The sequence below is a fragment of the Erwinia sp. BNK-24-b genome, from assembly GCF_047456155.1.
Lineage (GTDB): Bacteria > Pseudomonadota > Gammaproteobacteria > Enterobacterales > Enterobacteriaceae > Erwinia > Erwinia phyllosphaerae.
This window is the reverse complement of the sequence record NZ_CP179901.1, coordinates 2,920,564-2,944,826: the sequence shown is the minus strand read 5'-3', so window position 1 is coordinate 2,944,826 and position 24,263 is coordinate 2,920,564. Positions and strand designations below refer to the sequence as shown.

At 53.5% G+C, this 24,263-nt stretch carries 22 protein-coding genes; 12 read left to right on the top strand and 10 right to left on the bottom strand.

Going from position 1 to position 24,263, the window contains the following annotated elements; translation table 11 throughout:
• Positions 1-168: 168 nt before the first annotated feature.
• From ACMGGR_RS13380 to ACMGGR_RS13355, 6 genes are all read left to right on the top strand, one after another.
• Positions 169-600 (top strand): MarR family winged helix-turn-helix transcriptional regulator, encoded by a 432-nt coding sequence (locus ACMGGR_RS13380; RefSeq protein WP_246758686.1) that lies wholly within the window; start codon positions 169-171, stop codon positions 598-600.
• Position 601: 1 nt separating this feature from the next.
• A complete protein-coding gene (locus tag ACMGGR_RS13375; RefSeq protein ID WP_246758687.1) occupies positions 602-2,317 on the top strand; it encodes an MFS transporter in 1,716 nt (571 codons plus the stop codon).
• Positions 2,286-3,374, top strand: coding sequence for an HlyD family secretion protein (locus ACMGGR_RS13370; protein WP_414147081.1), 1,089 nt, complete (start codon positions 2,286-2,288; stop codon positions 3,372-3,374). Before ACMGGR_RS13375 ends, ACMGGR_RS13370 begins: the two co-directional genes overlap by 32 nt.
• Positions 3,374-4,771 carry an efflux transporter outer membrane subunit gene (locus ACMGGR_RS13365; RefSeq protein ID WP_414147080.1) on the top strand — a complete coding sequence of 466 codons (1,398 nt, stop codon included), beginning with the start codon at positions 3,374-3,376 and terminating at the stop codon, positions 4,769-4,771. The genes ACMGGR_RS13370 and ACMGGR_RS13365 overlap by 1 nt, the downstream gene beginning before the upstream one ends.
• A 389-nt stretch (positions 4,772-5,160) precedes the next feature.
• Positions 5,161-5,916 carry a YoaK family protein gene (locus tag ACMGGR_RS13360; protein WP_246758690.1) on the top strand — a complete coding sequence of 252 codons (756 nt, stop codon included), beginning with the start codon at positions 5,161-5,163 and terminating at the stop codon, positions 5,914-5,916.
• 163 nt (positions 5,917-6,079) lie between these two features.
• On the top strand, positions 6,080-6,262 hold the full coding sequence (locus ACMGGR_RS13355) for a hypothetical protein (protein WP_246758691.1): 183 nt from the start codon (positions 6,080-6,082) through the stop codon (positions 6,260-6,262).
• On the opposite strand, the gene ACMGGR_RS13350 is transcribed toward ACMGGR_RS13355, so the two are convergent.
• Positions 6,237-7,391, bottom strand: coding sequence for a beta-glucosidase (locus ACMGGR_RS13350; RefSeq protein ID WP_414147079.1), 1,155 nt, complete (start codon positions 7,389-7,391; stop codon positions 6,237-6,239). The genes ACMGGR_RS13355 and ACMGGR_RS13350 overlap by 26 nt on opposite strands.
• 173 nt (positions 7,392-7,564) lie before the next feature.
• Here ACMGGR_RS13350 and ACMGGR_RS13345 point away from each other — a divergent pair, with 173 nt between their 5' ends.
• Positions 7,565-9,025, top strand: coding sequence for a phospholipase D family protein (locus tag ACMGGR_RS13345; RefSeq protein WP_414147078.1), 1,461 nt, complete (start codon positions 7,565-7,567; stop codon positions 9,023-9,025).
• 50 nt (positions 9,026-9,075) lie between these two features.
• On the opposite strand, the gene mdoC is transcribed toward ACMGGR_RS13345, so the two are convergent.
• Positions 9,076-10,197: a glucans biosynthesis protein MdoC gene (gene mdoC / locus ACMGGR_RS13340; protein ID WP_246758696.1), complete on the bottom strand. Its 1,122-nt coding sequence runs from the start codon at positions 10,195-10,197 to the stop codon at positions 9,076-9,078.
• A gap of 270 nt (positions 10,198-10,467) precedes the next feature.
• On the opposite strand from mdoC, the gene ACMGGR_RS13335 reads away from it, so the two are divergent.
• Both ACMGGR_RS13335 and mdoH read left to right on the top strand, forming a co-directional pair.
• A complete protein-coding gene (locus tag ACMGGR_RS13335) occupies positions 10,468-12,006 on the top strand; it encodes a glucan biosynthesis protein G (RefSeq protein WP_414148963.1) in 1,539 nt (512 codons plus the stop codon).
• On the top strand, positions 11,999-14,539 hold the full coding sequence (mdoH, locus tag ACMGGR_RS13330) for a glucans biosynthesis glucosyltransferase MdoH (protein WP_414147077.1): 2,541 nt from the start codon (positions 11,999-12,001) through the stop codon (positions 14,537-14,539). The genes ACMGGR_RS13335 and mdoH overlap by 8 nt, the downstream gene beginning before the upstream one ends.
• Positions 14,540-14,600: 61 nt before the next feature.
• Here the strand turns inward: mdoH and ACMGGR_RS13325 are convergent, their stop codons facing one another.
• From ACMGGR_RS13325 to ACMGGR_RS13315, 3 genes are all read right to left on the bottom strand, one after another.
• A complete protein-coding gene (locus tag ACMGGR_RS13325) occupies positions 14,601-15,107 on the bottom strand; it encodes a ferritin-like domain-containing protein (protein WP_246758699.1) in 507 nt (168 codons plus the stop codon).
• Positions 15,108-15,158: 51 nt separating this feature from the next.
• Positions 15,159-15,632 (bottom strand): ferritin-like domain-containing protein, encoded by a 474-nt coding sequence (locus tag ACMGGR_RS13320; RefSeq protein ID WP_246758702.1) that lies wholly within the window; start codon positions 15,630-15,632, stop codon positions 15,159-15,161.
• A 326-nt stretch (positions 15,633-15,958) separates the two neighbouring features.
• A complete protein-coding gene (locus tag ACMGGR_RS13315) occupies positions 15,959-17,152 on the bottom strand; it encodes a zinc-dependent alcohol dehydrogenase (RefSeq protein ID WP_246758703.1) in 1,194 nt (397 codons plus the stop codon).
• A 262-nt stretch (positions 17,153-17,414) separates the two neighbouring features.
• On the opposite strand from ACMGGR_RS13315, the gene ACMGGR_RS13310 reads away from it, so the two are divergent.
• The gene (locus ACMGGR_RS13310) at positions 17,415-17,654 is read left to right on the top strand and encodes a YceK/YidQ family lipoprotein (RefSeq protein ID WP_246758704.1); all 240 of its coding nucleotides are present in this window, start codon (positions 17,415-17,417) and stop codon (positions 17,652-17,654) included.
• Positions 17,655-17,657: 3 nt separating this feature from the next.
• On the opposite strand, the gene ACMGGR_RS13305 is transcribed toward ACMGGR_RS13310, so the two are convergent.
• From ACMGGR_RS13305 to ACMGGR_RS13295, 3 genes are all read right to left on the bottom strand, one after another.
• The gene (locus tag ACMGGR_RS13305; RefSeq protein WP_246758705.1) at positions 17,658-18,065 is read right to left on the bottom strand and encodes a MysB family protein; all 408 of its coding nucleotides are present in this window, start codon (positions 18,063-18,065) and stop codon (positions 17,658-17,660) included.
• Between the two features lie 224 nt (positions 18,066-18,289).
• Entirely contained in the window at positions 18,290-19,096 is an 807-nt protein-coding gene (locus ACMGGR_RS13300; RefSeq protein ID WP_414147076.1) for a DUF6216 family protein, read from the bottom strand.
• Between the two features lie 317 nt (positions 19,097-19,413).
• Positions 19,414-20,223, bottom strand: coding sequence for a flagellin (locus ACMGGR_RS13295; RefSeq protein ID WP_281434518.1), 810 nt, complete (start codon positions 20,221-20,223; stop codon positions 19,414-19,416).
• A 267-nt stretch (positions 20,224-20,490) separates the two neighbouring features.
• Here ACMGGR_RS13295 and ACMGGR_RS13290 point away from each other — a divergent pair, with 267 nt between their 5' ends.
• Both ACMGGR_RS13290 and ACMGGR_RS13285 read left to right on the top strand, forming a co-directional pair.
• Positions 20,491-21,615, top strand: a complete 1,125-nt coding sequence (locus tag ACMGGR_RS13290; protein WP_414147075.1) for an alkene reductase — start codon at positions 20,491-20,493, stop codon at positions 21,613-21,615.
• Positions 21,616-21,630: 15 nt separating this feature from the next.
• Positions 21,631-21,945: an ArsR/SmtB family transcription factor gene (locus ACMGGR_RS13285; RefSeq protein ID WP_414147074.1), complete on the top strand. Its 315-nt coding sequence runs from the start codon at positions 21,631-21,633 to the stop codon at positions 21,943-21,945.
• Between the two features lie 4 nt (positions 21,946-21,949).
• Here ACMGGR_RS13285 and mdtG read toward each other — a convergent pair whose 3' ends face one another.
• Positions 21,950-23,170, bottom strand: coding sequence for a multidrug efflux MFS transporter MdtG (gene mdtG, locus ACMGGR_RS13280; protein ID WP_246758711.1), 1,221 nt, complete (start codon positions 23,168-23,170; stop codon positions 21,950-21,952).
• A gap of 123 nt (positions 23,171-23,293) precedes the next feature.
• Positions 23,294-24,214: a Kdo(2)-lipid IV(A) acyltransferase gene (locus tag ACMGGR_RS13275; protein ID WP_246758712.1), complete on the bottom strand. Its 921-nt coding sequence runs from the start codon at positions 24,212-24,214 to the stop codon at positions 23,294-23,296.
• Positions 24,215-24,263 lie beyond the last annotated feature (49 nt).

Sequence of the window (24,263 nt, the reverse complement as noted above, 5' to 3'; positions counted from 1 at the left end):
TAAAAATCAATCGACAGCCTGCACTCAAAGCGTAAAGAACCGCGTCAGCGCACAGGGTGCAGATAATTCTGTCGTCAGGGCCACTAAAACCCTTCCCGTCGACTAGTATTCTTGATTATAATCGCCCGTGCTTTTTAGTTAGCAACCTAATAATCAGGCCCCTATACATTGAATCTACAAGATCTCACTTTCTCACGATTGCTTCACCTGACCGCGCAGGCCTGGCGCCAGGCGATCGACCGTCGCATGAAAGAGGACGGACTCACGACCAGCAGCTGGATGGCGATAGCCACGCTGGCGGCGCAGAGTTCGCCTGTCAGTCAGAAAGAGCTGGCCGTAGCGCTCGGGCTGGAAGAGGCCACGCTGGTACCTTTAATCGATCGCCTGGTCAGGCAGCAGCTTATTGAGCGGACGCAAATAGCGGAAGATCGCCGTAAGCGGCTGGTGCATATTACTGAGAAAGGCAGAGAGCTGCACCAGCGGCTCGCCGTAGAGATGGATAAGCTACGCAACGAAATGTTAACGACGGTAAGCCGGGACGAACTCATTGTTGCGCAGAGGGTCTTACAAAAAATTCTGCAAGCGACCGGGACGAAATAGTATGCGCAGTAACCGTCCCGATCCTTTCGCGCCGCGCGAATGGGCACCGGGCGAAAAGCCCATGTTGCCCGGTTCACCTTCGACGCCGCTGCATCCGACCCATAAACGTATCGCTTTTGGCATCATTGGGCTGCTTATTTCTATTACCGGTGCGTTAAGTAATGCGCTGGTCACGGCGAACTTAAGCAATCTTCAGGGAGTATTTGGCGCATACAGCAATGAAATTGCCTGGCTGCCTGCGGTCTATGTGATGGGCAATATCTCTATCAACCTGCTGTTGGTTAAATTCCGTCAGCAGTTTGGCCTGCGTGCTTTTACCGAAGCCTTTCTGGTGCTCTATGCACTGGTTTCCTTTTTCCATCTGCTGGTTAACGATCTCAGCTCCGCTATAATCGTGCGCGCTGCACACGGTATGGTTGGCGCGGCGCTAAGCTCGCTGGGCATCTATTATCAGACCCAGGCCTGGCCTGCGAAGCACCGGTTAAAGGCTTTGACTATCGGTTTGGGCGCTTCGCAGCTGGCTATCCCGCTGGCGCGGCTTTTTTCCAGCGAGCTATTACAGCTGGACGAGTGGCGCGGTCTCTATCTGTTTGAGCTGGGGCTGGCGATGATTTGCCTGGGCGCGGTGCTTATTCTGAAGCTGCCGCCGGGCGACCGAATAAAGGTATTCGAAAAGAAGGATTTTCTGACCTTTATGCTGATGGCACCGGGTATGGCGCTGTTTTGCGGCGTGCTTTCCCTTGGCAGGATTGAGTGGTGGACCAGTACGCCATGGTTAGGCATCTGTCTGGCGCTGGGGCTGGTACTGGTGATTGCCGCCGTGGTACTGGAGCATAACCGCAGTAATCCGCTTATCAATACGCGCTGGTTGCGAACGGGGTCGATTTTCCGTCTGGGGATCGTCATGATTATGCTGCGCGTCACGCTGGCCGAACAGAATACCGGGGCTATCGGTTATCTACAGCAGATCGGTTTGCTAAACGATCAGATGCAGGGGCTGGCGCTGGCTATTCTGCTTGGGGTCATCGCCGGGATTACCGTCAGTGCGCTGACCATCAACGTCAAACACCTTAGCTGGCCGATAGTGATATCGCTGCTGTTAATCATGGTGGCGTCGTTAATGGATGCGCACTCCAGCCCCGTCACCCGCGGCAATAATATGTATATTAGCCAGTTTCTGCTGGGCTTCAGCAGCACCTTTTTTATCGCGCCAGCGCTGTTGCTGAATATTGGCAGCGTGGTAACGCAGCCGAAAAATCTGGTCAGCCTGGTAGTGTTGTTTGGTATGAGTCAGAACCTGGGCGGCCTGATCGGCTCTGCGCTGCTGGGCACCTTCCAGACCTGGCGGGAAAAATATCACTCCAGCCTGTTGGGCGATCAGCTCTCTTATCTCGACAGCAACGTTACTGACCGGCTGGCGCAATATTCCAGCCTGTATAGCAGCTATATCGGCGATCCTGCGCTGCTCAGCGCGCAAAGCACGACGCAGCTGCAGTCGGTCGCTACTCTGCAGGCCAACGTGCTGGCTTATAACGATACCTATCTTCTTACCGCCGCGATGGCTTTTGTAACGTTAATCTGGGTGCTGTGGCGTTTATCGCGTCTGCGCTATCTCAACTGGCAGCAGGCGAAGCGCGAAGCGGAAGCGGAACGGCGAATGCAGCAACAACAAGTACGGGGAACCAATGAGTCAGCAGGAACAGAGCCAGCTCGCTGAGCGTGAACGCAACAATAAATTACGGATTTTATCGATAGCGATGGGGGCGGGCATTGCGATTGTCGGCGTACTGGTCATTCTTTATGCCTGGCAACTGCCGCCCTTTACCAGTCAGATTGAGTCTACGGAAAACGCCTATGTACGCGGTCAGGTGACCTTTATCAGTCCGCAGGTCAGCGGCTATGTCACCGCCGTAAACGTGCTGGATTACCAGCCGGTGCACAAAGGCGAAGTTATGATGACCATTGACGACCGCATTTATCGTCAGCACGTCCATCAGGCACAGGCGCAACTGGCAATGAAGAAAGCGGCGCTGGACAATAACGTCCAGCAACGGCGCAGCGCGCAGGCGGTCATCGAGCGTAATCAGGCCGCGCTGAGCAATGCTAAAGCGCAGGCGGTGAAAAGCGGGCTGGATTTAAAACGCGTCGACAATCTGGTGGCAGATGGTTCGCTGTCAATTCGCGAACGCGATGCTTCCCGCGCTAGCAACAGCCAGACGATGGCGGAAGTGGAGCAGGCGAAAGCGACGCTGGAGGTTTCCCGCCAGGATTTACGCACCGTCATTATCAATCACGCCTCGCTGGAAGCGGATGTGGCTAACGCCCAGGCCGCGCTGGAGCTGGCGCAGATCGACCTTGGAAATACCCGGATTATCGCGCCGCGCGACGGCCAGCTTGGACAGATTTCGGTCAGGCAGGGCGCTTATGTTGCGGCCGGTACCCGTTTGACGTCGCTGGTCCCGCAGCAGATGTGGGTCGTTGCCAATATGAAAGAGACGCAGATGGCGCACGTCAGGCCAGGATTGCCGGTTACTTTCACCGTTGACGCGCTGGCGGGCGAGAAATTTCAGGGCGAGGTGGAGTATATTTCTCCTGCGGCTGGCTCGGAGTTCAGCGCTATCTCTCCCGACAATGCGACCGGCAACTTTGTCAAAATAGCCCAGCGCATCCCGGTGCGTATTAAGATTACCGGGGATAACGCGGCCCGTCTGCGGCCCGGCATGTCGGTTGAAGTCAATATTGATACTTCCGCCGCCGTGCAGGAGGCGAAATAATGCGTCAGACTTTGCCGCTGCTGGCTCTGGTGCTGGCAGCAACGCTTGGCGGCTGCGCCACTAAAGTTGAAAAGGCGCCTGGTTCACTGCCCGTGCCCACGCAGTGGCGCAACCAGGCGGGGCCTTCCTCGCCTGTTGAGGCAGGGTGGTGGCGTGCCTTTGACGACCAGGCTCTGAATACGCTGGTCGATCGGGCCTTAAAAAATAACCTTGATATTCTAACCGCTCGCTCCCGTATCGATCAGTATCGTGCAGAATTACGTGCGGCCGAAGGCGACAGTTATCCGACGCTGGATGCCGGCGTTTCCGCCACGCATGCCAGAGCGCTTTCGTCGGTCACCGGCCAGCCTTATGAATACGCGGTGTTTCAGGGATTATTGCAGGCCAACTATGAGGTGGATCTCTGGGGAGCGCGCAGCAGCAATATTGCGGCAGCCCGATCTTCGCTGGCGGCAATCCAGGCCGCCTCTTCCGCCGCCGAGCTTACCGTTGCCAGTTCTGTCGCCTCGGGCTATATGACGTTGCTGGCGCTGGACGAACAGCTACGGGTTACCCGGGCTACGCTCGCGACACGTGAAAATTCCCTGCGGCTGGCCCAGCGGCAGTTTGAAACCGGCTATACCTCAAAGCTGGAGTGGGTACAGTCCCGGTCGGAATACCAGACGGCTAAAGCGCAAATTCCGGTGTTACAGCATCAGATTGCCCAGCAGGAAAACGCGCTCAGTATTCTGGTCGGTATGAACCCCAGAGAAATTGCGCGGCGCAGCCGTTTTACGCAGGTCATGCCGCAGCAGTTACCTGCGCTACTGCCTTCAGAGCTGCTGCAGCGCCGCCCGGATATTGCCCAGGCACAGCGGTTGCTGCTGGCTGCGGACGCCACGCTGGCTTCATCAAAAGCGCGTCTGCTTCCCTCATTAAATCTGACGGCGAGCGGTACGCTGCAGAGCTCCGTGCTGCACGAGCTAACGGAAAATCCTTTCCGGCTCTGGAGCATCGGCGTCAGCGTGCTGGCTCCGATTCTTAACCGCGAGGCGCTCACGGCTCAGGTTGATGTTTCAATGGCGGCCCGCAATCAGGCGTTGTTTAACTATGAAAAGGTAGTACGCAATGCCTTTAGCGAAGTGAATAACGACCTGGACGCGATAACGCGCTACAAAGAACAGCTTCGGGAGCTGCAACAGCAGGAGCAGGTGGTCAGCGAAGCGCTGCGCATAGCGCATAATCGCTATCAGAATGGCTACGCTTCTTATCTGGATGAGCTGGATGCACAGCGCACCTTGTTCAGCACGCAGTTAAATCTGGTTCAGGTGAAAAACAATTTACTGCAGGCGCAGATAGATCTTTATCGTGCGCTGGGCGGCGGCTGGCATGCTGAAGCCAGCGACAAAACGGGATAATCTCGTCACACATATCATTGCGGTCAGGCCGATGATAGACCAATGGCGTAGGCCTGCTTTTACGCATGGACGCGTGAAACAAACCACCCTGTACGGCCAGGAAGGCTACCGTACGCATGCTAAAATGTTCTGAACCGCAGATAACCCTCATCTTATCCTTATCATAATTAATCCCTATAGCGAAGGGGCAGCGCGCCAGCCCCTTGTTATTGCAGCAAAACTGCATCTTCCTTGCATTGTGTTTACATTAATATAACAAAAGTAAGATAAGCTTTAATAACTTATTGATGTTCACAGCTAAGATGAACAAGAGCGTTATTTTAGCGCCAGCAATAGCTACGAGATCTTTAATCCGGACCCGCTTTCTACGCAACTCAATGGTGAATAATGTGCTGATTAAGAAAAAGAAGGTCAGGTCCCATACGGAAGATCGCTACCTGGCTCTGGTACTGGCGACCACGGCAGGCGTACTGAACGCGATGGCGCTGGGCGCTTTTGGTTTTTTCCCTTCACATATGACGGGGAACACTTCGCAAATCTCCTCAGAGGTGTTTAGCGCGGATTTTCACGATTTAATCTTTCTGGCCGTGTTGATTATCGCCTTTGTGATTGGCTCGGTAAGCGCACGCTTTATGGTGTTGGCCGGCCTGAAAAAAAAGCTCAGAACGATTTACTGTCTGATTATTCTGGCGGAAGGTATCGCATTAACGTTTATATCATTGTTTGAGCTAAACTTTTTCTCGCCCGGCAACAATCGAGAAGTTTCGGTGCTGCTTGGCTTTTTAATGGGAATTCATAATTCGACCTCGACCCAGCTTTCCAATGGGCGCGTCAGAGCCACGCATATTACCGGGACGCTCACCGATGCGGGCATTGCTCTGGGTTCCTTTATCTCTTCTTTTATCAGCCATGTCTCCTATGCCGACCGACGTTTCCAGCAAAAGCAGCTGTATACGCATTTAACGACCGTTTTCTCTTTTCTGAGCGGGTGTATCGCAGGCCTGCTCTTGTTCAAAGCTTTCGGCTTTGTGGCGATGTTTGGACTGGGTGTTTTCCTGGCAGTCGTGGCGCTCTGGGGCGCGCTTACCGCCTTATTGCGAGCCAGAAGACGTCTGTACAGTTTTAAAAAAATCGGAATATATTAGCCCGCATAGCCAGTCCGGATAAGTGCCGGACTGGCGCAACCCTGCCCGCCACGCGCTCCCGGACTTGCAGTCTCTGCCCGCACGCTGATAACCTTCACGCTGTTTATTACTTTGTTAATAAGCCGATCTACTTTATGGCATGCTGACGTAAGGAAAGGTGAGAATGGAAACTCGTGAAGATCGATTACTGGCATTGACCGGGCTGCTGGGCGCGAGCCTGATTGCCGTCGTGGTTATTTTTATTCTGACCTGGCTTACCGATGTACGCCGCGTGCCTGAACCTGTTGCATCCTCGTCACAGGATTGTCCGGTTCAGATTGTTACCCGGCAAGATTCCTCATCTTAATATGCTGACTGCGGATTTCCAGCGCATAAGGCTCGCAGATAGTCCGGTTGCCATTAGCGTCCGGTAAACCGAACAGGCCACCCGGCGAACGGCGGTCGTCGGCCCATGAAGGGTAATCGACGGCGGGATAAATCGAAAGACCTTCAACCGCGACGCCGCCATCACGTGCCAGATTAACCTGCTCGACCACGCTTCTCAGCCAGGGCGCGCGCTGGTCGCCTTCCGCGCCCGTTTCGGCTATCAGCAGCGGCCGCTGGTAACGCTGCCAGATCTCCCGCAGCAGGCTGGCAAGCGGGCGGTATTCCCCCTGTTCAGGCGTTAATAGATCGCCGCTGAGATACCATTGATTATCGGGATAATAGTTGACGCCAACCACGTCCAGCAGCGTGCCGTCGCCGCCCAGCTCCGGATGCAGTCGTCCGCTAAGCATATCCCAGGCCTCATATTGCGCCTCGTGCTGGCGCCGGGCTTCTTCCTGCGCGGCCGCCGAACTTTCTTTAGTCACGATATTCACCAGCGGATCGGTCAGCACGAAACGCGCGCCCGGCAGTTCTTCGCGAATAGCGCGCATGGCAGCAATGGAGGCTCTTACCAGCTGCTGTTTTAACGCCCGTCCGCGGCCCGTCACGCCAGGGTTAAACAGCGCAACTTCAGCACCCGCCCATGCCCAAAACGAGATTTGGTTAACGGGAGTAAAAAACGGCGTCTGATAGCCTTCATCGCGCATCAGGCGGGCCATCGCGCGGGCGAAGGCGGCAAAGCTGTCAACAAACTGCGGCTGCCAGATATCGAGATGATCGGGCCAGCCAAAATGCGCCAGCTCCCAGATTATCTCCAGCCCGTTGTTTTCTGCGGCATGCAGCATGGGCAAAAAGGTTGACCAGTCATAGTTACCGGGCGTTTTTTCTATCAGATACCAGCGTGCGCTGTCGCGGGCGGTAAGCAGTTGATGTGCAGCCAGCAGCGCGTAATCTTTTTCGAGCAGCAGATCGTGGCCGCTATTTATCACCAGATCCACGCGTTTGCCTTCGCCACGGCAGGCGGTGGAACAGGCAAAGCTTCCCTGAAAAAAACTTTTGAACAGCGGCGGAGTGCGTCCTTCCGACGACGCTGTAGGCGTAACTCTCATAACGTTTCCTCAGGGTTACTTTTACGATATGCGCTAAGTTTAGACCACCAGGCAAACTATGATTATCTCGCCAGCCGACCCGCTATCAGAACTGTCGCATGACAATTGGTCACAACAGCGACAATAATAGAAGGCAGACTGCATCCGCCGTCAGATAAAAAGAAGGAATAACCGTGGTTGAAGCTTTTACGCCAGAAGAACCGTTTGCGTCCACGTCGCTGACGCGCGCCGTTTCTCCCCTGGCGGAAACACATCCTGGATACAGTGGCATTTATCCGTTGGAAGAAGGGCTGGATGCGTTTGCCGCTCGCTATCAGTTAATAGCGATGGCGGAACAGACGCTCGATATTCAATATTATATCTGGCAGAACGACATGTCGGGCCGGCTGTTATTCAGTGCGATACTGGATGCAGCCGAGCGCGGCGTCAGGGTGCGCCTGCTGCTGGATGACAACAATACGATGGGGCTGGACAGCACGCTGAGCGAGCTCTGTCGTCACGATAATATCCAGATCCGTCTGTTTAATCCCTTCTCGTTTCGTACGCTGCGCGCGCTGGGTTACCTGACGGATTTCGCCAGGCTAAACCGGCGTATGCACAACAAAAGTTTTACCGTGGATGGCGAGGTCACTATCGTCGGCGGCCGAAACGTTGGCGATGAATATTTTGGTGCAGGTGACGAACCGCTTTTTTCCGATCTGGACGTGCTGGCCGTTGGCCCGGTAGTGGAAGAGGTCACGGATGATTTCCTGCGTTACTGGCACAGCGGAGCCGTCGAACCGTTCAGTAAAGTCGTGGATGTGGAAAACGAAGCGGAAAGCGCGGCGGCCTCGCTGCCGGAGGCGTGGCGCAACGATCCGCAGGTTGAACGCTATCTGCAACGGGTCGAGGCTTCCAGCTTCGCCACGCAGCTGGCGGCCGGAAAGCTGCCGCTGACGTGGGCCAAAACCCGGCTATTAAGCGACGACCCGCGCAAAGGACTGGGACGCGCCAGGGAGGCTTCCCTGCTGCCGCAGCGTATGCTGGAGGTCATCGGCAAGCCACAGCAGCAGTTTGATATTATTTCCGCCTATTTTGTGCCCACCCGCGCTGGCGTGGCGCAGCTGCTGGGGCTGGTCAGGAAAGGGGTAAAAATCGCGATCCTCACTAACTCGCTGGCGGCGAATGATGTTTCGGTGGTGCATGCTGGCTATGCCAAGTGGCGTAAAAAGCTGCTGCGGCACGGCGTAACGCTTTACGAGCTTAAGCCCAACAACGGCACGCGCGACGCGCCGCACGATCGCGGCCTGACGGGGAATTCTGGCTCCAGCCTGCATGCTAAAACCTTTAGCGTCGATAACGAGAAAGTCTTTATTGGCTCGTTTAATTTTGACCCGCGCTCGGCAATGTTGAATACGGAAATGGGCTTTGTAGTGGAAAGCGAACAGCTGGCGACCAGCATTCACCAGCGTTTTATCAGGCAGATACGCGATCGCGCCTGGACGCTGAAGCTGGACAAGTGGGGAAGAGTAAACTGGATAGAATATCCGGGAGAAGAGCGAGAGATCGTGCATCGCCGCGAGCCGCGCACCCGGTTTATGCAGCGTTTACTGGTTCGGCTGGTCTGGCGGCTGCCTATCGAGTGGCTGCTGTAGCCGCTTCCTTTAAGTTAAGCTTATGGCCCGGCATCACCGGGCCATAAGCTTTATTTCGTTTGCGGTTTACCGGAAAACAGAAAGCGCAGAAACGGAACGCGAAGATGCAGTTCATAAAGCATAAAAGCGATGCCGAACACGAACAGCAGACCGACAAAAAAGCCCAGCGTATTATTACCGATATGCGGCACGAGGAAGATGCCGTAAAGAATGGTCAGCGGATGGTGAACCAGGTAAATAAACAGCGAAGCGTTAACCAGATAGGTGACGCGTGGCGAGTGCGAATTCAGCAGGCGATGACCCAGTGAAAACACCACGTTGACCATCCACAGCCCCATCATCATGGAAACCACCGCATCAATCTCATACAGCCAGCCTTCACCTTTGCTCCAGGTCTGGTTAGCCACATAGGCGACAAAAGCCAGCGCGGAGCCGATAAAGGTCCAGGGTACGGGTTTAATCAGCAGTGCCTTAATTTGCGGGTATTTCCACGCCATCGCACCCAGCATAAAGAAGGGCAGGAAAAACAGCGTCTGCATCACGGCATAGTTAAACAGGCCATTGCTTAACAGGTCCGGTGCAAAAATAAACAGCAAGCGACGAACCGCGCCCCAAACGACGCTGCAAAGCAGAATAGCCAGGCTAAGCCGCGTCCAGTTAAGCTCAGAATAGTCTGTTTGTTTGCCATCGCGCAGCCGCTTAAATAGCCAGACGCCAAGCACGGTCAGCGCCACCAGCACCAGTAAAAACCAGAGGTGTGATATCAGATCCCAGCTGAGCGCATTAAACTTTTGGTAAAAACTCAGCTGGCTCCAGTCGCCAATTTTAGTGGTCCAGGCTTTCAGCATAAAGAACTGCGGAACGGTCAGCAGCGGTATCGCCGCCAGCATAGGAATGCCAACGCGTTCCAGACGAACTTTCAGCCAGCGCTTTTGCTCATAGCGTAAAAAAAGCATATAGGAAAAATAGCCGGAAATAACAAAGAAAACCTGCATACGGAACGCGTGAATAAAATCATTCAGTAAAGTCAGCCAGTCGGAAGAATGCAGACTATTTACTGACCAACTCTGGCTGGAATAAATCAGGGAGACGTGAAAAGGTACGCCTAAAAGCATCAGATACGCTCTGATTGAATCAAAAAAATATTCTCGCTGTCCGGATTTTTTAATCATATTCATCCCATATTCAACGTTTTACAGCGTTTGCTCACCCTGAGCCACGCTAAAGCTTACCGCTTACTCTAGTTGAGAAAAGGCAGGTATACTATCAGGGGAATCCGTATCCGCTAAGCAGTTGAGAACAGGGCGCTAAAAGCAACAAACACGAGGAACAAAGATGTTGTTGAGCTGTCGGAAATGTGAATTATCCATTAAGATGGATGGGATTGTTTTAGGCACACGAAAGGGGGAGATGTGCTGATTAAAATGAAGAATAAGCCAAAACTGATGAATTTGCGTCTGCTTGGCGCAACGGTTTTGCTGTCAATGTACGCCAGTTCAGTCTGGGCTTTTGGCATTGATGATGTAGCAAAACAGGCGAAAGATTTGGCCGGGAAAGGGTATGAAGCGCCCAAAAGCAATTTACCTTCCCAACTGCGCGACATGAAGTATGCTGACTATCAGCAGATCCAGTTCAATCGCGATAAAGCCTGGTGGAGCAAGCTGAAAACCCCGTTCAAGCTGGAGTTCTACCATCAGGGTATGTACTTTGACACGCCGGTTAAAATTAATGAAGTTACGGCTTCAACCGTGCATGAGATTAAATATTCGCCGGACTTTTTTAATTTCGGTAACGTTAAGCACGATCCTGAAACCGTTAAAAACCTGGGCTTTGCCGGTTTTAAGGTTCTTTATCCGCTTAACAGCAAAAACAAAAAAGACGACGAGATTACCAGCTTCCTGGGTGCCAGCTATTTCCGCGTCATCGGGGCGGGTCAGGTATATGGTCTCTCATCTCGCGGGCTGGCGATTGATACCGCGCTGCCTTCCGGCGAAGAATTCCCTCGCTTTAAAGAGTTTTGGGTCGAGCGTCCAAAACCTGCCGACAAGCATCTGGTGATTTATGCGCTGCTTGATTCACCGCGCGCAACCGGCGCTTATCGCTTCCTGATCACGCCAGGCAAAGAGTCTACGGTTGACGTAGAGTCGAAAGTTTACCTGCGTGATAAGGTGGGCAAACTGGGCGTCGCGCCGCTGACCAGCATGTTCCTGTTCGGCGCTAACCAGCCTTCGCCACAGACTAACTATCGTCCATCGCTGCATGATTCCGACGGCCTGTCGATCCATGCCGGTAACGGCGAGTGGATCTGGCGTCCGCTGAACAATCCAAAACATCTGGCGGTCAGTACCTTTACCGTTGAGAGTCCAAAAGGCTTTGGCCTGCTGCAGCGCGGCCGTGACTTCTCGCAGTACCAGGATCTCGATGACCGTTACGATCTGCGCCCAAGCGGCTGGATTGAGCCTCAGGGCGACTGGGGCAAGGGCCGCGTAGAGCTGGTGGAAATTCCTACCGCTGACGAAACCAACGACAACATCGTTGCGTTCTGGACGCCGCAAACTCTGCCGGAACCAGGCAAAGAGATGAGCTTTAAGTATCGTTTGCACTTCACCCGCGATGAGAACCAGCTGCATTCGCCGGATATGGCTTTTGTGAAGGATACGCTGCGTTCAACGGGCGACGTGAAGCAGTCTAACCTGGTACGCCAGCCTGACGGCACCGTCGCCTTTATCGTCGACTTCGCCGGTCAGGATATGAGCAAGCTCCCGGCCGATACGCCGGTTGCGCCACAGGTCAGCATTGGAAACAACGGCGAGCTGGTAGAAAACAGCGTGCGCTACAATCCAGTGACCAAAGGCTGGCGTCTGGTGATCCGCTTACGCGTTAAGGACACCAAACAGCCAACAGAGATGCGTGCTGCGCTGGTTAACGGCGACAAAACGCTGACAGAAACCTGGAGCTATCAGTTGCCTGCCAATGAATAAATCTACTCAAGCTGATTACATTGATGCGCTGCCTCTTTCCGCCCAGCGGAAGGAGGCGCTGCTTGGCTCGTCTGCTGAAGGGCTGAGCCAGCTTCATCAAACCCTGAGCGAGGCACCCGTGCCGGATCGCGTCGACGACGCGCCGCTGGCGTCGGTCAAATCGCGCATTGAAATGACGTGGCCGGACTCCGTGGGCAAAGGCGAACAGTTTGGTGAAGATGCGCTGCATCGCACCACGCTGAAAGCGATGCCGCGCCACACTCGCTCTTCAATGTACCCGGAAGCATGGCGAACCAACCCGGTTTCGCGCGCGTGGGATTCCCTGCGTGGTCATAAATCCAAACCGCGTTATGCCAATGCCGAAGAGCAGCGGGCGGAGGAGAAGTGGCGTCACGTTGGCTCGATTCGCCGCTACATCCTGCTGCTGCTAACCATTGCGCAGACGGTGATTGCTACCTGGTATATGAAAACCATTCTGCCTTACCAGGGCTGGGCGCTGATCGATCCCATGGAGATGATCAACCAGAACTGGCAGCAGTCGGTGCTGCAAATCCTGCCTTACGTGCTGCAAACGGGGATTCTGTTCCTGTTCGCCGTTCTCTTCTGTTGGGTTTCGGCGGGCTTCTGGACGGCGCTGATGGGTTTTCTGCAGTTGCTGATCGGTAAAGACAAATACAGTATTTCCTATAACAGCAACGACAACGATCCGATCAACCCGGAACATCGTACCGCGCTGATTATGCCGATCTGTAACGAAGACGTGGAACGCGTTTTTGCCGGCCTGCGCGCCACCTGGGAGTCCGTGGTCAGAACGGGCGAGCAGCAGCACTTTGACGTCTATATCCTGAGCGACAGCTACAACCCGGATATCGCCATGGCCGAGCAAAAGGCCTGGATGGAGCTGGTGCGTGACGTCGGCGGGGAAGGGCGCATTTTCTATCGTCGTCGCCGTCGTCGCGTGAAGCGTAAAAGCGGTAACATCGATGATTTCTGCCGTCGCTGGGGCAGCCAGTACAGCTACATGGTCGTGCTGGATGCGGACAGCGTAATGAGCGGCGAATGTCTGACCGGCCTGGTGCGTATGATGGAGGCTAACCCGAACGCCGGGATTATCCAGTCTTCGCCAAAAGCTTCCGGTATGGATACGCTCTATGCACGTTGCCAGCAGTTTGCCACCCGTGTTTACGGCCCGCTGTTTACGGCCGGCCTGCACTTCTGGCAGCTGGGCGAATCACACTACTGGGGCCATAACGCCATCATTCGCGTTAAGCCTTTTATTGAGCACTGCGCCCTTGCGCCGTTGCCTGGTGAAGGCTCTTTCGCCGGTTCTATTTTGTCGCATGACTTTGTGGAAGCCGCGCTGATGCGCCGTGCAGGCTGGGGCGTGTGGATTGCTTACGATCTGCCGGGTTCCTATGAGGAGCTGCCGCCAAACCTGCTGGACGAACTGAAACGCGACCGCCGCTGGTGTCACGGCAACCTAATGAACTTCCGCCTGTTCCTGGTAAAAGGCATGCACCCTGTGCACCGTGCCGTGTTCCTGACTGGCGTAATGTCCTATCTGTCGGCCCCGCTATGGTTTATGTTCCTGGCGCTTTCGACGGCGCTCCAGGTGGTGCATACGCTAATGGAACCGCAGTACTTCCTGCAGCCAAGGCAGCTCTTCCCGGTCTGGCCGCAGTGGCGTCCGGAGCTGGCGATAGCGCTGTTTTCGACCACGATGGTGCTGTTGTTCCTGCCAAAACTGCTCAGTATCATTCTGATCTGGTTTAAAGGAGCGAAGCCTTACGGCGGCGTACTGCGCGTAACCGTTTCACTGTTCCTGGAAGTGCTGTTCTCCGTGCTGCTGGCACCGGTGCGCATGCTGTTCCACACGGTGTTTGTGGTCAGCGCGTTCCTGGGCTGGGAAGTGGTGTGGAATTCACCGCAGCGTGATGATGACGCGACGCCGTGGAGCGAGGCCTTTAAGCGTCACGGCTCGCAAATGGCGCTGGGCATTGTCTGGGCGGCAGGCATGGGCTGGCTCGACCTGAACTTCCTGTGGTGGCTGGCACCTATCGTCTTCTCTCTGATCCTGTCGCCTTTTGTCTCGGTCTTTTCAAGCCGCTCGACAACGGGTATGGCATCAAAACGCGCGAAGCTGTTCCTGATCCCGGAAGAGTTTGAGCCGCCAAGAGAGCTGATTGATACCGATCGCTATAACGAACTGAATCGTGAACGCGCGCTGAAAGATGGCTTTATGCACGCGCTGTTCCATCCGTCGTTTAACGCTCTGGCCAGCGCTATGGCAACCTCGCGCCATCTGCAAAGTGAAATCCTGGAGTTCGCCCGTGACCGCCGCGTCGAGCAGGCGTTAAGCGAATCTCCGGCGAAGCTGGACCGCGACCGTCGCCTTGCGCTAATCAGCGATCCGGTTACGCTTTCGCGCATGCACTATCGCCTGTGGCAGAATGCCGACAAGTACCATGACTGGTTTGACTACTATAAGTCGCTGAAGATAAACCCGCTGGCTATCCAGCCAACGAAAATCTAAGGTTACGACCAATAAAAAACCGGGAACGAAAGTTCCCGGTTTTTTTTACCTGAAGCGACAGCTATTTCTTCGCTTCAACACCCGGTGCAGCAGAACGGGTCAGGAACTGTTCGGTTACGTCCGGCAAATGGTTCAGCGCCCAGTCGGCCATTGCCACTTCCTGTTCGCGAATTTCGGTAAACACTCTTGCGCCTTCGGTATCGCCTATCAGTTCAGCGGCCGCAATCAGCGCCGTGTAGTTGGCGATTTCAAAATTCTCAAAGGCATAGCTGCTAATCGCGCCTTTAACTACTTCATCATCCGCCAGCATGCCGCCCATCGCCTGGCCAAAAGCCGTTAGCTTGCCAACCGTATCTTTTAATACGGAATGCGATGTGTCATAGCGATCGATAACCGACTGTACCATTGCCTGCTGCTGGCGCGTTTCATCAATATGCTGTTCAATACGGGCTTTCAGATCCGGATAGTGTTCCAGGCGCGCAGCCTGTTTTTCCAGCATGCTTTCCGCCTGCTTTTCCATTGCATGCGCGTCTTTTACCCAGGCCAGATAGTTCTCTTCATGCGTCATGGTGTACCTCGTAAGTTTGTAGTCCGGCTTCTCTGAGTGGCCAGTAGAAAATTATTGTTGTTCTGCGATAACGGTCAGCTTGTCGTCGGTAGCTTTCTCTTCTTCAAGCGTTTCTCCCAGCAGACGGGCGGCTTCTTTGTAGCCCAGCTTTAAGGCCAGCGCGCGCAGCGTACCGTAGGTGGCAATTTCGTAATGTTCGACTTTCTGCGCCGCGCCGATCAAACCAGCATCGCGCACCGGGCCTGCCTCAACGGAGTCGATAATCTCCTGGGCTTCTTCCACCAGACCTTCCAGCGCGTGGCACTTCATGCGCTTAATGCGTACGCCATCGGTACTTTCCACCAGCTGATCCAGGCGCTCTATCTGGCCGTGCGTCTCTTCAAGGTGCTGTTTAAAAGCGGCTACCAGCTTTTCATCAGTAGCGGCACGGGCCATTTTCGGTAGGGCGCGGGTGATTTGCTTTTCTGCGCTATAAACGTCTGATAAATCATGAATGAATAAGTCTTCCAGCGTCTTGATGGTCATAGTTCACTCCGTTTTATAAGCGGGAAAAAAATCATTTTTATCAACGAGTCGTCGTACAACAGCATTAAGGTTAGTCTGAACTCACCGTTTGTGACGGCTAAAATCCAGAAATTTCCAATTCAAGGATTATTCCGAGAACGACGTCACAGGCAGAGGAATTATCTTTATAATAATTGATTAACTTTACAATGTGGCGCAGCGGTCAAAAGCATCAACATAAAATGAGATGCTGTGTTTACCGCTAATGGGATACTTTCAGGAAAAGGGAACCGCGATGAATAGTGGAAAGCGTCCGCCGTTACAGGCAACGGCGGACGGCGTTAAGGTCAAAGCGTGGCCTGAGTACTTGCCATTCCCGGCACCAGAATAATCTTGCGGCAGTCTTCCTGGCGCTTTTCAAAAATTTCGTAGGCGCGCTTTGCATCTTCCAGCGGCATGTGGTGGGTAACAATCTCTTCGGGCTTGAGGTGACCTTGCTCAATCAGCTTCAGCAGGTCAGGCAGGAAAGCATGGACGTGGGTTTGCCCCATTTTAAACGTCAAGCCTTTATCAAAGGCGTCGCCAAACATAAAGGCGTGAATAAAGCCTGCATAAACGCCCGGCACGCTGACCACGCCGCCACGGCGTACGGCAGCAATACACTGGCGAAGCGCTTTGCCGCTACTGCCTTCCAGCTTCAGGTTGCTCAGCACGGTTTCCGTCAGGCTACCTTTGGCTTCGAACCCAATGGCGTCAATGACCGCATCCACGCCGCGATGGCCTTTGGTGTTTTCTATAATCCAGGCTGCCGGGTCATCGTTCTCATCGAAATTAATGGGGATCACCCCGTAACGTTCGCGAGCAAATTCCAGCCGGTAGGGATGATGATCGATCATAAAGATCTGTTCGGCACCCGCCAGCCTGGCGCAGGCCGCGCTCAGGAGACCAACCGGGCCAGCACCAAAAATCGCCACGCTGGAACCCTGTTTCAGACCGGCATTCTGCACCGCTTGCCAGGCCGTGGGCAAAATATCGGATAAGAACAGCACCTTTTCATCGGAAAGCGTATCCGGCACTTTAAACGGGCCGGTGTTGGCTTTAGGTACGCGAACATATTCCGCCTGTCCGCCCGGGATGCCGCCGTAGAGATTGCTATAGCCAAACAGCGCGGCAGGTGGCGTAATGCCTTTACGATTGAGAATAGCGCCACGGCCGCTGTTGGTGGTTTCGCAGGCCGCATACTGGTGAAGCTGACAGAAGAAACAGTCGCCGCAGGCGATAACAAAAGGGATCACGACCCGGTCGCCTCTGGCGACTTTTGTCACGGCATTGCCCGTTTCCACCACTTCGCCCATAAACTCATGGCCAAAAATATCGCCATGGTTTGTCCCCGGAATTTTGCCGCGATACAGATGCAGATCGGAACCACAAATAGCCGTAGCCGTTACGCGCAGAATAATATCGTCAGGCGCTTCAATGGTAGGGTCGGGCATGTTGTCGACGCTGACCCGGTGCGGGCCGTGGTAGGTGAGGGCTTTCATATTCTGGCTCCAGTTCGTAAATGAGCAAAAGGGGAAACCTCTTGCGATAACGGGAAGTTGCCCACAAAGCATAGAACAGGAACAGCATTGTATGGACAGCGAGTAAAAGTCACGGCCCGAAAAGAAGGGGACAGATGAGATAGCGGCAATAAGGCAGGAGCGGGCCAGTACGGCGGGGTTTTACAGATTTTTTGCGTTCAATACGCTTATTAAGCTGATCTATTGCTGTACAATGGCGCGTTTTTTATTCAAGACTAAGAAGATGATCACGTTGATTCGTACTTTACTGCTGGGACTTTCCCTACTGTTGCTGACCGGCTGCGGCAGTATCATCAGCCGGACCATGCCCGGACAGGGGCATGGTAACCAGTATTACCCGGGCGTACAGTGGGACGTTCGTGACACGCCCTGGCGCTTTCTGACGATTATCGACCTGCCGCTGTCGCTGGTGGTCGATACGCTGCTGCTGCCGGTGGACGCGCACCACGGCCCTTACGATTAAGCCTTACTCCCAGCGATCCGCACGTTCGGAGTCGCTGTTATCGTCTTCCCATTCGTCCGCAGCGGCTTTCCCTTCTTCGGTATCGCCCGGCGGCTCCAGCTGAAACTCGCCTTCATCCCATTCGTGCAGCGTGTTTTCCGGCAGCCACTCCTGACGCAGCTCGATTTCGTCAAAGTCGCCGTCGAAAATCGCCTGTGCCGCTTCACCGCTGCGCAGAGCCAGGATTTCGCCTTCGTCTACGTCATCGGCTAAAAATTCCGCCTGCCACATAATATCGCCATCCTGCATCACATACTTTTGCAGGTTAAACTGGCTGACTGACGCTTCGTCCTCTTCCATTTCCGGGTTGGCGGCCAGGAACTCTTCGCGTGCGGCGTCAATAGCCTCTTCCAGCGTTGCATACATGCTCATCGGGTTTCTCCATAACAAAAAACAAAAGTTGCAGGTTTTTATGAAGGATAGTCGAAGATTGGCTGGGGTAAACCCGAATGGGAAAAAAAACTAATGATAATTTATGATTAACTATCAGTATGTTAGTCAGGTTAGCATCGGTAATGTGGCAAAGAATACCCTGGCTGCTGACGGGTTTTACACAAGGCGACTGGCTTCGCGCCAGTCATTATCCTCTCTCATCGTTAATTACGGCGTTTCTGCAAAGAAGAATGGATAAAATCTAACGCGTTAATCCTGCGAAAGGTATATTTTAACGCCAGGCCGCCAAAGGCTATAATATAAAGGCCTACATAAAATAAAATTTTCTGGTTTTTAATGATTTTGTCGATAGCCATGGATTCTTTTTTATCCTGAAACGCCTGACAGATGCCGTTAACCGATCCCAGAGTGATACCGGAGCGCCTTGAATAATCGCCCTTGTTATAGCTTGTGTCTGCACAGTTATCAGCGGTAATGGCAGCCTCATTGAACAGGGGTTTTGCTCTTTGATGATTAATAATAAACCAGGGATCCTGCTTGCTAAGTTTGACAATTGCGTTTGGGGTTAGTCCGCACAGGGATACAAACAGACCAGACAGAACCAGGCAAAAGAAAGTTAACAGCAATAAAAAAGTCATACTCCTGGCAGGTTTACTAACGTTAAGCTTAGCAATACTAAACCAGCCCTTTATACCAGAAATCTTCCGAATATCATGGCCATTTTCCTTGACCCACTCGGTAAATTTCTCCAGTTCGGCAACATTAGCGGCGTTTAAATTGTAGACAGAATTGAATTTATCGACATCGTGTCTCTCTTTATGAAACGTATCCAGTTTTTTGTTGTAAAAATCTTTCTGACCAACAAATATTGACCAGAGCTTGTCCGTCATACTGTAGCTTGAACCCGTTTTTTTATAAAAATAGAGCCAGATGGTAATAATAATTAGCAGGGCCAGAAGTAACTTGAAAAAGGAGTCATATTTTTCGATAAACTGGACAAAGTCTTCCATAGAGTAAGTGTTGTTTATTGTTCAGATTGAATGTGAATATTCTCACCGGCCCTGCTGGTAAGCAAGGTATTCAAAATACTTCACAGGTATTTAGCGAATTATTTTTTTGGCTTGAGCCTTAACGAAATTTTTCTCTCTTCTAAAGAAAAATGGCGGTGGGATTAAAAAAACATATTGCGGGGACAGGAATTATCACGGGAAAGTTTTATGGGGGCCAGACAGGATGCCGGGCAAAAAATTGCCTTGCCTTTACATGCTGACCACAAAACTGGCAATAAAAAACCCGGCCGGAGCCGGGTTTGCTGAAGCGACAGAACTTACTGCAGCAGAGACAGAACGCCCTGTGGAACCTGGTTGGCTTTTGACAGCACGGAGGTACCAGCCTGCTGAAGGATCTGCGCCTTCGACATGTTTGAAACTTCTGTTGCGTAATCAGCATCCTGAATACGTGACTGAGACGCGGTCAGGTTGGTCACAGAGGTGTTCAGGTTGTTGATGGTGGATTCGAAACGGTTCTGAATCGCACCCAGGCCGCTACGTGCGGTGTCAACGTCCTTGATGCGCGCATCCAGGTCTGACAGGTCGCCGCCGGTTACGTCGAAGGTTGCGCCCAGGCCAGAAGTCTGGAAGCCAGCGCCGGACAGGTCGATGCTGATAACGTTAGCGTCGGTAGAGTCGTTAGCACCAACCTGAATGTTTACGCTGCCGGTAGAGTTGAAGATTGCCGTGCCGTTAAAGGTGCTTGCTGCGCCGATACGGTTGATTTCAGACAGGCGTGCGTCAACTTCTTTCTGGATTGAGTCGATGTCGTCGGCGCTGTTGGTGCCGTTTTTCGCCTGCACGGTCAGTTCACGAATACGCTGTAAGTTGGTGTTGACCTCGTCCAGTGAACCTTCAGCGGTCTGGGTCAGAGAAATACCGTCGTTGGCGTTACGTGATGCCTGAGTCAGACCTTTGATCTGTGAGCTCATGCGGTTAGCAATCGCTTCGCCCGCGGCGTCGTCTTTAGCGCTGTTGATACGCAGGCCGGAAGACAGGCGTTCGATAGCGGTGCTCAGAGAAGCCTGTGATTTGTTCAGGTTGTTCTGAGTGGTCAGTGACATAATGTTAGTATTGATAACGGACATGATCGTTTCCTTAAAATTTTACCAGGGTTCGGATACGGCGCCAGGATGCCCGTCACCGTCTGTATTATTTATCGTCACACACTGAAAAAACTTTAAACAGAATCGACATAAATCCTGTACAACTGGCCTGGCCAGCACTCTTATCTGATAAATCAAAAGCTTAATTATTTTTTACCGTTAACGGGTGACCTGCAACGGCTAAATGCATTTACATATTTAAATGTTTAAATATAATGGGCGTTTTCAATTAGCAGGATAATGCGCTCTATGAACACTAAAACTCTCTTCACGCCTTTGCAGATGGGCAATCTGACGTTGCGTAACCGCATTGCGCTCCCGCCGCTGACGCGCTGCCGTAGCGAACAACCAGGCAACATTCCCGGCGAAATGATGGTGGACTATTACCGTCAGCGCGCCAGCGCCGGTTTTATGATCACCGAAGGAACACAGATTGAACCGCGAGGGCAAGGCTATGCCTGGACACCGGGCATCCACAGTGCAGAGCAGATTGCCGGCTGGAAAAAGGTAACGGAAGCTGTTCATCAGGAAGGTGGCACACTATTTTGCCAGCTCTGGCACGTTGGCCGCGTCTCGCACAGTGCACTCCAGCCGGGTAAACAGCCACCGGTCGCCCCTTCCGCTATTGCGGCAGAAGGCGTACGCGTATTTATTGAAACCGCTCCGGGCGAAGGCATGCTTACCGCGCCGGAGATGCCGCGCGAGCTGACAAGCGCAGAAGTAAAAGAAATTGTAGAGCTGTACCGTAAGGCTGCGGAGAACGCGCAGGAAGCCGGATTTGATGGCGTAGAGCTGCACGCTGCTAACGGCTATTTGATCAACCAGTTTATTTCCCAGCACAGCAATTTTCGCACCGATGAATATGGTGGCTCGCTGGCAAACAGGCTGCGTTTTTTACAGGAAATCATCGCGGCGGTCAGCTCGGTGTTTGGCAGCCAGCGCGTAGGCGTAAGATTCGCGCCGCTATTTACCAGCACCAGCGAAGAGCGAGTTTATCTGGGCCTGGTAGAAAACGATCCGCATACCACCTATATCACGGCGGCAAAAATGCTGAACTCGCTTAATGTTGGCTATCTGTCGATTGCAGAAGCTGACTGGGATAACAGCCCCGATCTGCCGGAAAGCTTCCGCAACGCACTGCGCGACACGTTTCATGGGCCAATTATGTATTCCGGCCGCTACACGCAGCAAAAAGCTGAACACATCCTGCAGCAGGGCTGGGGCGATCTGTTCGGCTTCGGCAGGACTTTTATTGCTAATCCGGATTTACCGCTGCGTTTAGGCAATGGCTATCCACTGAACGCTGTGGATGCAGCATCGCTGTATGGCGGCACCCGTAAAGGATATACTGACTATCCGTTTTATCGTTCCTGATGGTTGTGAGGCTGGATGACCCCTGAAAATGCCATGAAGTTGCTGGCAAACCCAACGCGTATGGCCGTGCTGAGCTGGCTTAAAAAACCGCAGGAAGCTTTTTCCGGTTACAGCCAGCTATACGATTTTGGGCTATATGGCGTATGCGCCAGCCTTATTCAGGATAAGGCGGGCTTATCACAGCCCGCCACCTCGCTGTGCCTGAAAGTGTTGCAGGAAGCGGGGCTTCTTGAGGCGAACAAGGTCGGTAAATGGACTTACTATCGCCGCTGTGAACCTCGTATTAGCGAGATCGCCGGAATGGTGACTCAGTTTCTTAACGAGCTGTAGCCTGTTATTCGGCCTGAGCAGTCCGGTAACGTAACGTGTACCAAGAGTAGACCGCGTTAAAAAGTACCACGCCAGCCGTAACCATAAATACCGCGCGAAAACCCCAGTGGGCAGAGACTACCGCACCCATTAGCGGGCCGGTTACGTTACCGATATCGCGGAAAGACTGGTTATAGCTAAAAATGCGACCGGCCACGCCGTTGCTGACGTTATAGATCAACAGCGTTTGCACCGCAGGCAGCAGCGCGCCGTCAGCCGCGCCCAGCAAAAAACGCAGAATGCCCAGCTGAAGAGGATTCTGTACCAGCGACATGGGGATCAGCAGCAGCACGGAAACGATCAGCATAGCGATCAGTATACGATCCGGGCCGATCCTGTCACCTAACTTGCCCAGCCGTGGCGCGCTGATCAACGCCGCCACCCCCGGAACCGAAGCAATCAGCCCGCTGACGAAGGCCAGGTTTTGAATATCGCCAGCCAGATCCCGCACGTACAGCGTCAATATGGGTGCGATAGAGCCTGTCGCAACCTGAATAATCAGCGTGGTGACAAACAGTGACAGCACCAGCTTTGGCTTCTTAATGGAGGTAAAAACCTCGCGGGCGTGCAGCATATCTTTTTTCTGCACCGGTACAAACTCTTCGCGGATGGCGAACAGCGTCATCAGGAAACAGATAAACAGCACGGTGGCGGTAATATAAAAGACGGGACGCAGGCCGAAGCTGTCTGCTAGCAGGCCGCCAATCAGCGGCCCGATCAGCGCGCCGCTCACCGCCCCGGTCGACAGCCATCCCAGCGCCCAGCCGCTTCTTTTGCGCGGTACCTGCGTGGCAATCAGCGCATTCGCATTGGGGACAAATCCGCCCAGCAGGCCCAGCAGCGCACGCAGCACCAGAAACTGCCAGATAGAGGTCGCCATGCCCATCAAAACCATGATGATTGCCATCCCCAGCGCCGAACGCAGCAGCATGATTTTGCGGCCTTTGCGATCGGCCAGGCCCCCCCAGAACGGTGAAGCGATAGCGGAAAACAGAAAGGTAATGCTGAACACCAGACCGGACCACAGGTTCAGCGCCTCCGGGTCGGTCACGCCAAGCTCTTCTACATAGAGCGGCAGGAAAGGCATCACCAGGCTAAAGGCTACGCCGGTCAGGAAACAGCCGCACCACGCGATAAACAGATTTTTTTGCCAGTTGATGGCCGAAGGAAAGTCAGTAGTAGCCATAAGCGCCTGTGTATTTTATTAGCAAGCTAAGTATGCGCTCAAAAATACGGCGTTAATAGCGGAAACCTGAGAAAAAGCGGGCGATTAAGCGGGCGTTGAGGAAGCCGCTCACCGCCCGGATGGTCAATACAGGGAAGGTTCACCCGCCGGGCGGGTTTTAAAGCGGCGATGCAGCCACATATATTGTTCTGGTGCCATCAGCACGCCATGCTCGACGACTTTGTTCATGCGCGCGGCGGTGGCGGCTTCATCGTCCAGCGGCATCGCATCTTCCGCAGGCAGGATAACCATCTCGTAGCCTTTGCCGTGTGGCAAACGGCGCGGCACAAAAGGAATAACCGCAGGTTGACCGCTGCGGATCAGCAAATAGCTGCCTTTGGTCGAGGCGGCTTTTTCCACGCCAAAGAAAGGCACAAAGACGCTGCTTTTTGGGCCATAGTCGTGATCGGGCGCGTACCAGATGATATCGCCGTTTTTCAGCGCGCGGATCATGCCTTTCAGATCCTTGCGGTCCAGCATGCTTTTATTCGAGCGCATTCTTCCCCACGTTTGCAGCCAGTCGAGCAGCGCATTGTCGTTAGGGCGATACACGCCAATACCGGGGTTATGAATACCGAAAATTCGCGCGCCCAGTTCCAGGGTCAAAAAGTGCATGCCGATCAGCAGCACACCTTTGCCTTCCTGATGGGCCTTATCAATATGTTCCAGACCGCTTACCTGAAACCATTTGCTGATACGCCAGTCTGGCCAGAACCAGGCCATACCGGTTTCAATCAGGCCCATACCGACTGATTCAAAATTACGTACCACCATCGCTTCCCGTTCCGCTTCCGGCATTTCCGGAAAGCAGAGTTCCAGATTACGGCGGGCAACCTCTACGCGGCGGGTGATAAAACGCATGGCAAGGCGTCCCAGGCCGCAGCCAAGACGATAGAGCAGGGGGTAGGGCAGCAGCACCAACAGGTAGAGCAAGCCTATACCCAACCAGGTAAACCAATAACGGGGATGCAACAAAGCGCGCGTAAACTGAGGCAGCTGAGTCATGAGTGTCCAGATCGTAAAAAGGGCATTATTATGCTGCCCGGAATTTATT

What these genes read in the sequence shown, in the direction of transcription:
- ACMGGR_RS13375 (WP_246758687.1), top strand. Translation starts at nt 602, where the DNA reads ATGCGCAGTAACCGTCCCGATCCTTTCGCGCCGCGCGAATGGGCACCG.
- ACMGGR_RS13370 (WP_414147081.1), top strand. Translation starts at nt 2,286, where the DNA reads ATGAGTCAGCAGGAACAGAGCCAGCTCGCTGAGCGTGAACGCAACAAT.
- ACMGGR_RS13365 (WP_414147080.1), top strand. Translation starts at nt 3,374, where the DNA reads ATGCGTCAGACTTTGCCGCTGCTGGCTCTGGTGCTGGCAGCAACGCTT.
- ACMGGR_RS13355 (WP_246758691.1), top strand. Translation starts at nt 6,080, where the DNA reads ATGGAAACTCGTGAAGATCGATTACTGGCATTGACCGGGCTGCTGGGC.
- ACMGGR_RS13350 (WP_414147079.1), bottom strand. Translation starts at nt 7,391, where the DNA reads ATGAGAGTTACGCCTACAGCGTCGTCGGAAGGACGCACTCCGCCGCTG.
- mdoC (WP_246758696.1), bottom strand. Translation starts at nt 10,197, where the DNA reads ATGATTAAAAAATCCGGACAGCGAGAATATTTTTTTGATTCAATCAGA.
- mdoH (WP_414147077.1), top strand. Translation starts at nt 11,999, where the DNA reads ATGAATAAATCTACTCAAGCTGATTACATTGATGCGCTGCCTCTTTCC.
- ACMGGR_RS13325 (WP_246758699.1), bottom strand. Translation starts at nt 15,107, where the DNA reads ATGACGCATGAAGAGAACTATCTGGCCTGGGTAAAAGACGCGCATGCA.
- ACMGGR_RS13320 (WP_246758702.1), bottom strand. Translation starts at nt 15,632, where the DNA reads ATGACCATCAAGACGCTGGAAGACTTATTCATTCATGATTTATCAGAC.
- ACMGGR_RS13315 (WP_246758703.1), bottom strand. Translation starts at nt 17,152, where the DNA reads ATGAAAGCCCTCACCTACCACGGCCCGCACCGGGTCAGCGTCGACAAC.
- ACMGGR_RS13310 (WP_246758704.1), top strand. Translation starts at nt 17,415, where the DNA reads ATGATCACGTTGATTCGTACTTTACTGCTGGGACTTTCCCTACTGTTG.
- ACMGGR_RS13305 (WP_246758705.1), bottom strand. Translation starts at nt 18,065, where the DNA reads ATGAGCATGTATGCAACGCTGGAAGAGGCTATTGACGCCGCACGCGAA.
- ACMGGR_RS13300 (WP_414147076.1), bottom strand. Translation starts at nt 19,096, where the DNA reads ATGGAAGACTTTGTCCAGTTTATCGAAAAATATGACTCCTTTTTCAAG.
- ACMGGR_RS13295 (WP_281434518.1), bottom strand. Translation starts at nt 20,223, where the DNA reads ATGTCCGTTATCAATACTAACATTATGTCACTGACCACTCAGAACAAC.
- ACMGGR_RS13290 (WP_414147075.1), top strand. Translation starts at nt 20,491, where the DNA reads ATGAACACTAAAACTCTCTTCACGCCTTTGCAGATGGGCAATCTGACG.
- ACMGGR_RS13285 (WP_414147074.1), top strand. Translation starts at nt 21,631, where the DNA reads ATGACCCCTGAAAATGCCATGAAGTTGCTGGCAAACCCAACGCGTATG.
- mdtG (WP_246758711.1), bottom strand. Translation starts at nt 23,170, where the DNA reads ATGGCTACTACTGACTTTCCTTCGGCCATCAACTGGCAAAAAAATCTG.
- ACMGGR_RS13275 (WP_246758712.1), bottom strand. Translation starts at nt 24,214, where the DNA reads ATGACTCAGCTGCCTCAGTTTACGCGCGCTTTGTTGCATCCCCGTTAT.